This is a genomic window from Paenarthrobacter sp. PPS72 (assembly GCF_048537125.1).
In the GTDB taxonomy this organism is placed as follows: Bacteria; Actinomycetota; Actinomycetes; order Actinomycetales; family Micrococcaceae; genus Arthrobacter; species Arthrobacter nitroguajacolicus_E.
Genome location: NZ_JBLYIE010000003.1, coordinates 115,847 through 122,554, shown reverse-complemented (window position 1 = coordinate 122,554; position 6,708 = coordinate 115,847). Strand labels below are relative to the sequence as shown.

At 63.1% G+C, this 6,708-nt stretch carries 7 protein-coding genes; all 7 read right to left on the bottom strand.

What is annotated here, in order from left to right:
- Positions 1 to 59: 59 nt before the first annotated feature.
- Positions 60 to 1,097, bottom strand: a complete 1,038-nt coding sequence (locus ACLRGI_RS01365; RefSeq protein ID WP_419199936.1) for an FUSC family protein — start codon at positions 1,095 to 1,097, stop codon at positions 60 to 62.
- A gap of 203 nt (positions 1,098 to 1,300) precedes the next feature.
- Positions 1,301 to 2,548: an Ig-like domain-containing protein gene (locus tag ACLRGI_RS01360; RefSeq protein WP_419199933.1), complete on the bottom strand. Its 1,248-nt coding sequence runs from the start codon at positions 2,546 to 2,548 to the stop codon at positions 1,301 to 1,303.
- Positions 2,545 to 3,060, bottom strand: a complete 516-nt coding sequence (locus tag ACLRGI_RS01355) for a hypothetical protein (RefSeq protein WP_419199932.1) — start codon at positions 3,058 to 3,060, stop codon at positions 2,545 to 2,547. The genes ACLRGI_RS01360 and ACLRGI_RS01355 overlap by 4 nt, the downstream gene beginning before the upstream one ends.
- A gap of 1 nt (position 3,061) precedes the next feature.
- Complete coding sequence (locus ACLRGI_RS01350; RefSeq protein WP_419199931.1) at positions 3,062 to 3,880, bottom strand: COG1470 family protein; 819 nt, start codon at positions 3,878 to 3,880, stop codon at positions 3,062 to 3,064.
- Positions 3,881 to 4,121: 241 nt separating this feature from the next.
- Positions 4,122 to 4,577, bottom strand: coding sequence for a hypothetical protein (locus tag ACLRGI_RS01345; RefSeq protein ID WP_419199930.1), 456 nt, complete (start codon positions 4,575 to 4,577; stop codon positions 4,122 to 4,124).
- Positions 4,578 to 5,095: 518 nt separating this feature from the next.
- Complete coding sequence (gene lipA / locus ACLRGI_RS01340; protein ID WP_011774451.1) at positions 5,096 to 6,103, bottom strand: lipoyl synthase; 1,008 nt, start codon at positions 6,101 to 6,103, stop codon at positions 5,096 to 5,098.
- A 103-nt stretch (positions 6,104 to 6,206) separates the two neighbouring features.
- The coding region (locus ACLRGI_RS01335) for an L-serine ammonia-lyase, iron-sulfur-dependent, subunit alpha (RefSeq protein ID WP_419199929.1) at positions 6,207 to 6,708 on the bottom strand (502 nt) is incomplete at its 5' end.

Sequence of the window (6,708 nt, the reverse complement as noted above, 5' to 3'; positions counted from 1 at the left end):
CCGTCATGAAAAATCGAGGTTAGTGAGTCCACGCTTACCAGCCGCGGTCGTATGAGAGCTTAGGCGAAAGGCCCATCCGCCCGCAGACGCCGCCAAACAGCCGGAGCCACCACCACTGCGACGCCGACGGCGGCACCAATGACGGTCTCGATGATGCGGTCCCGCAACAGCAAAGCAGGATTCACGGGCGCCGCCAACAGCGTGGCAATCAACGCCAACGGCGTCACGAATACCTGGGCCACCAGGTACTGGCGCGCAATGAACATTTCCGCCCCGAACTGGCACGCGGCAATGACCAGGACCATGGCCCACGGCGCGGGGTTCAGCCAGAGAATACCGGCCAGCAACACGAGTCCGATCACCGTTCCGGCGATCCTTTGGATGCCACGGCTAACCCTGTGACGCGTCGAATGACCCACCAGCGGAACCACAGCGGCCACCATGGCCCAGTAGGTGTGCCCGAACCCGAGCCGCTCCCCCACCAACGTTGCGATGGTTCCGGCCAAGCCAGCAGCCACGAGGTAGCCGCCACCCTCGAGCCGGATCGCCCGGCGCTCGGCCGCTGTGTGACGGAGGGGTGGAGGCCGTTTCCACGGTGTCCGGTGGCTTTTGAGTACGCGCGAAGACATGCCGATGAGCAGGCAAAAGACCGTGGTTCCCACTGCCACCACCATGGCTTCCCAGAGTGGAGGCTGCGCAGTGATGGAGGCAATGGCAGCGAAGGCGAAAATGTGAAAGAGCGAGCCGCCGGGACGGAGCCTCCAGGCTGCCACCACCACAGAGCAGACACCAGCCACCACAGTGGTCGCCGCCGTCAGGAGCCAGGAATAAGCTGCACCTTCGATGCCTCCCGCCTGCGCAAAGCGGGCCATGAGCGTGGCCAGAAGAATGATCAAAAGCATGAAGCCGCCGGCGCGCAACTGACTCCGGAAGCGCACGCTGTGGGGCTCGTTCCGGCCATAAATGCCAGTGAACGCGCCAAAAGAAGCAAACACCGCCAGGTCCAGCCGCCCCACTAACGTCAAGGTAATCAGCGGAACAAACACACCTACAGCGCAGCGGAGGGCGGGATGGTGGTCCTTGTTTCCAGGGCCCATCGTGAACAAGTCCGCTACAGCCTTCAAGTGGCAGCTCGCCTTTCGTCGCAGGATCAAAAGTACGACGGCGGCGCTGGCGTCCGCTTCAAGGTTACGCCCGGGCTTTGAGGCGCCCCCGGAATCGGGCACAGATAGTGCCCCTCATCACGTGGGCGAGGGGCACTATCTGCATAAACTCCGGGATTGGCGCCCGAACGGCGGTGTTAGAACCGGGATGGAACTCCGGGGACTGACGAGGTGCCAAGCGGGTTGCCAGCGTCGTCAGTCAAGCCGGAGGCGGGGGTGTAAGTGGGGAAGGCATCCCCCGAGGTCGCTGTATTGGTGCCAGCCATGCCCGCTCCCAAAGTAATGGTGAGGGTATCAGTGCCGTTCCAAACCAGCGAGGAGGCGTTGCCACCGTTGCCTTGGCCCGAGAAGCTGCGACTCTGACCGGTGTAGTCCGCGCCGAGGAAAACACTGCCGAGCCTGATGGTACAGGCGCCGCTGGTGACTCTGAGAATATCGACTGCATCGACGCTGACGGTCACTTGGCCGCTGTTGGAGGTCAGGGACTGGGCGCCAGTAGCAGCCCAAGCGCTGCACATCAGTTGAGTGTTGAGCGCATCGGAGAACGTCAATATCACCTTGTCGCCTTTATCCAAGCGATCGGCTATGCCGCCGTTGATCAGCTGAACCGCGGTCACGGTTGGTGCCGTCACGTCCTTGGTGGAGGCGGCCGTTCCCGCAGGGCCGGTGTTGCCTGCCGCGTCCGTTGCCCGCGCTGAGTAACTGATGGTTCCTTCGCTGAAAGCGCTCATGTCCAGGGGTGGTGACGCCCAGTTTCCGGAACTGCCGGTGCTCAGGGTTTGCGTCAAAGGCTGGGCCCCGGCACCTGCGACCGTGAGCACCACGGTTGAACCTGGTTCGGCGGTGCCGCTGACGGGAACGTTGTTTACATTGCTGGAATACACGTAGGCCGGAGCAGTGATAACAGGCGCTCCGGGTGGGGTGGCGTCCAAGGCCGTGGCTGCGCTCCGGATGCTTTCCGCGCCTTGCCACGCAGAGAGCAACGGCGTGACTGCGTAGTACCAGGTGCCGGTAGGAACGTTGCTGTCCACGCAGCTCAGGGCAGCAATGGTTCCCGCGCAGGTTCCTGCCGCAGCGATCCCCGTACCATTGGTCGCTGTGGCGTAGCGGGCGACGCTGTAGCCTTTCACGGGCCGTCCCGCCGTCGTCGTACTCGCCGCCCAAGTGACCGTCACACTGGTGCCGGAGACGGCGGTTGCGGGCCTCGCGCCCTGGGCTACGGCATCGGCCTTGGCCGCCCCGAAACCGCTGCCGACCGAACCCCAGAACGCGCTGGCGGCCGGCCCTCCCCAGGAAACCAGGAGTATGCCCACCACGATCACCGCGATCCTGTTCCAGAAGCCAAAGGTGGCCGTTCCGCCAGATAGGGGGCGTTGCCTGCTCACTTCCGTACCTCCAGTGTCACGGGAACATCGAATTTGGCGCCCTGGCACGCAGAAAGCGAAGCCGCACTCATGCTGGCGGCGCCCTCAAGAGTCAACAAGATGGAGGTGTTCGGCGGGATGGTTGCTGCGGGAGCCAAGGGTGCCGGCGGAGGCGTGAACGTCACTCCCGTGGGGGTGCAGCCGGGGTGGGCGGCATCGGCAGTAACCGGCCCGTTCGCGGCGATACCGTAGATGGTCACCGCGTGCGGGTTGGGGTTGGACGCGCGAAGGATGACGTCGGCGGTCCCTCCGGGGACCAGGCTGGTTTGCAGCGTGTCGCCCGGGACGAGTGCGTCCACCGTGACGGCCTGCATGGTGCCATTGGTTGCTGATCCGCTGCCGATTCCGGCGGTAACCCAGTAGGCGTACGCGGAACCCGCACCACCGAGGATGCAGAGAGCCACGGTGGCAGCCGCGGTTCGCGCCAGGCGTCCTTTGCCGGGAATGCGGGGAGTTCGGACTGCCGTAGCCATGTCAGTTCGCCTGTCCCGTGCCGGAGTACGTGAGCTTGAGGGTGGCGCCTTTGCAACCATCTTGGAGCTGCGCGGTGTCCAGCATCTGGATCCGCGGCCACAGCGCTTCGGAATCACCCAGCGCCGACAGCGAGCGGGTGCCCGGCACCACGGTCAGCGGATACTGGCCGGAGTATTGAATGAGCTTGTAGTCAGCAGTAGTGCAGGGAAGGTTGGCTGCCACCGCCGTCGGGGTTCGGACCACCTGGCTGATGGCCACTGACAGGTTGGTCACCGCGATGCTTTTGTTGCCCGGGTTGGAAATCTGCAGGTCCAGCGCCCGGGAAACACCAGGAGCCAACATCCCGTCAACGGAGCCGGAAACCGCGAAGTTCCTCTTGACCTCCAGCACGTGCAGTTGCGCCTGTACTGACGCCTGCGTTGTTCCGCTGGTCGCCTTCAGCGTGAAGTCGGACCTTCCGGCAGGAGTAGCGGGGGATGTGGTCACCGTCAGGGTCGCCTGGGCCGTGCTGCCGGATGACAGGAGCACGGATGATGGCTGCCACTGGGCTGCGGCTCCGGTCGGAAGGCCGACGACGGCGAATGTCACCTGCCCGGTAAAGCCTCCGATCGATGAAGCAGACACCGAATAGCTGGCAGATTGCCCTTGGTCCACAGTACGGCTGGAGGGAGAGAGCGTCACCGTGATCCCTTTGGACACTTTGCCCACATTCGCCAGTGCGTTGCCCTGCCCCGTGCTGGCAGCCAGCGTCACCATGGGCACGAGCGCCACCACCAAGGCCAGGAAAAGGGCGCGCAGCGGAATTCCGGTTTTACGCAACTGCCCGGTACTTTTCGGTGACGCAGTACTTTTCGGTGACCCGGTACTTTTCGGTGACGCAGTACTTTTCGGTGACCCGGTACTTTTCGGTGACCCAGTACTTTTCGGTGACGCAGCGTGCTTTCGTCGGGGGTCCATGGAGGCTCTTTTCAGGCGTGTTCAGTGCTGGCTTCAGTGCAGGTAGCAGGGAAAGCGTGGGCCGGGGACCACCACTGGCAAGGTGGTCCCCGGCGACCAGGCGCTACAGGCTGGTGACGTTGACCGTTACTACTGCGCCCTTGCAGGCGTCCTGGTTGGCCGTGGTGCTGTCGTTGAACTTCAGCACGCCGCTGCCCACTGACGTTGCGGTGGAGTTCGCTGCCACAGGGCTGTTGCTGGTCACGGCCGTGACCTCGAACCACTCGGGAAGGCAAGCAGCCACGTTGGTGGTGACGTTCGCGCTGAGGGCACCCACTACGGTGCTGGAAGTGGTGGCGTTATCCGCGGTGTAAGCCACCGACACCTGGTTGCCCGGAGCCAGCCCTGCCGCAAAATTAGCGTGCAGGGTTACGGTTCCGCCGCCGGCCGCATTGGTGGCCTCGCCGCTGCCCGAACCCGTGGTGGTCCAGTAGGCGTAGGCAGCTCCGCCGCCAACTGCCACCAGTGCTACGCCGGCGACGGCTGCTGTAATCCGGCTCTTCTTGGAAAGCTTGCGCATGATAAGGCTCCTTGGTTGATCTACGTCCCGGGGAGCCGCATCGCAGCCCCCAGCATCCGATCGGTGGTGTCGGATGAAGCGATGACCCCAATAGTTCAGTCCGCGCCAGCCCTGTGGCTAGTGTTCGGGGTACCTCACTTTTCCGCCCGAACAAGGGGTCGGGAATACGCTCATACCAAAGGCAAGTACTCAGTTTTCGGAGGCGGACTACTTGGATACGAGCCAGTGTCCGCAGTCATGACGCGGGCGTGGATACTCAGTTTTAACGTGACAGCTTTTGGCTGATCGCCGAGCCAAGCCCGCCGGGTATCTCCTGCGCTCCTGCGGCACTGCGCGAACATTGTGCCCGTCTTGAGCAAAAACTGCGCTTGTGTTCGAATGCTTCGGTTTCATTACGTGGCCCCAACGCTCAACGCCCGACGGCGGCCAGTCGCCTCAGAAAGGCAACCAGCCGCCGTCGTACTACTGCTGCTGTTGTTGGTGACCACCCGCGGCAGCCGCGGAGAAGCACATCTGCGTTAGCCGTGGGCGGCGAGGATGGTGGAGGCTTCCTGGCGGGTGGTGCCGGAGGACTCGATGTGGGCCAGGGCCGCGGGGATTTCCCAGCCCTTCTTACGCATCGCGGTGGCCCACAAACGCCCGGCCCGGTACGAGGACCGCACCAACGGACCCGACATCACACCGAGGAACCCGATCTCCTCGGCTTCGTGCTGGAGATCCACGAACTCCTGCGGCTTGACCCACCGGTCCACCGGCAAGTGCCGCTCGGACGGGCGCAGGTACTGGGTGATCGTGATCAGGTCACACCCGGCAGCGTGCAGGTCCCGCAGGGCTTCGGAAATTTCCTCGCGGGTCTCGCCCATGCCCAGGATCAGGTTGGACTTGGTCACCATGCCCAAATCCCGGCCCTGGGTGATCACGTCCAGGGAACGTTCGTACCGGAACGCCGGACGGATCCGCTTGAAAATCCTCGGCACGGTCTCGACGTTGTGCGCGAACACCTCGGGCTTGGAATCACAGATCGCCGCGATGTGCTCGGGCTTGCCGGAGAAATCAGGGATCAACAACTCCACCCCGGTCCCCGGGTTCAGCTCATGGATCTTCCGGACCGTTTCGGCATACAACCACACGCCCTCATCGGCCAGGTCATCACGGGCCACCCCTGTCACCGTCGCGTACCGCAACTGCATGGCCTGCACGGACCGGGCCACCTTGGTGGGTTCGAACATGTCCACCGGCGAGGGTTTGCCGGTATCGATCTGGCAGAAATCACAGCGCCGCGTGCACTCGGACCCGCCGATCAGGAACGTCGCTTCCTTGTCTTCCCAGCACTCAAAAATGTTCGGGCAACCAGCCTCTTCACACACCGTGTGCAGGCCTTCCTTCTTCACCAGGTTCTTGAGCTGGACGAACTCCGGACCCATCTGGACCTTGGCCTTGATCCACTCAGGCTTACGTTCAACCGGGACCGCCGAGTTGCGCTGTTCAACGCGCAGCAACTTACGGCCTTCAGGTGCGAGTGTCATTAGGTTCCTTTGTATAGATGTTCACGTTGCGGGGCCTTCTCTGCGTGTCTTTCATGCGTTCCAGGGCGCAGAGCGGGCCCCACAACACATGGTGGGGTGCCAATCAGCATTCGACGACGTTGACGGCGAGGCCGCCCATCGCGGTCTCCTTGTACTTATGGGACATGTCCTTACCCGTCTCACGCATGGTCACGATCACCTCATCCAACGACACCCGGTGTGTACCATCGCCCCACAACGCCATCTTCGCCGCGTTAATAGCCTTCGCCGCAGCAATCGCGTTCCGCTCAATACACGGAATCTGCACCAACCCCCCGATCGGATCACACGTCAACCCCAGGTTATGTTCCATCGCGATCTCCGCCGCGTTCTCCACCTGACCCGGCGTACCACCCATCACCTCAGCCAACCCCGCAGCAGCCATCGACGACGCCGAACCCACCTCACCCTGACAACCAACCTCAGCCCCGGAAATGGACGCCTGCTCCTTATACAACACACCCACAGCACCGGCAGCAAGCAGGAACTTCACCACCACATCATCCCGATCCTGCTGCGTTGCCTGATCCATCCCCGGCGCATAATTCAACGCGTAATACAACACC

Coding starts and splice junctions, on each gene's coding strand:
- ACLRGI_RS01365 (WP_419199936.1), bottom strand. CDS start 1,097: ATGGGCCCTGGAAACAAGGACCACCATCCCGCCCTCCGCTGCGCTGTA.
- ACLRGI_RS01355 (WP_419199932.1), bottom strand. CDS start 3,060: ATGGCTACGGCAGTCCGAACTCCCCGCATTCCCGGCAAAGGACGCCTG.
- ACLRGI_RS01345 (WP_419199930.1), bottom strand. CDS start 4,577: ATGCGCAAGCTTTCCAAGAAGAGCCGGATTACAGCAGCCGTCGCCGGC.
- lipA (WP_011774451.1), bottom strand. CDS start 6,103: ATGACACTCGCACCTGAAGGCCGTAAGTTGCTGCGCGTTGAACAGCGC.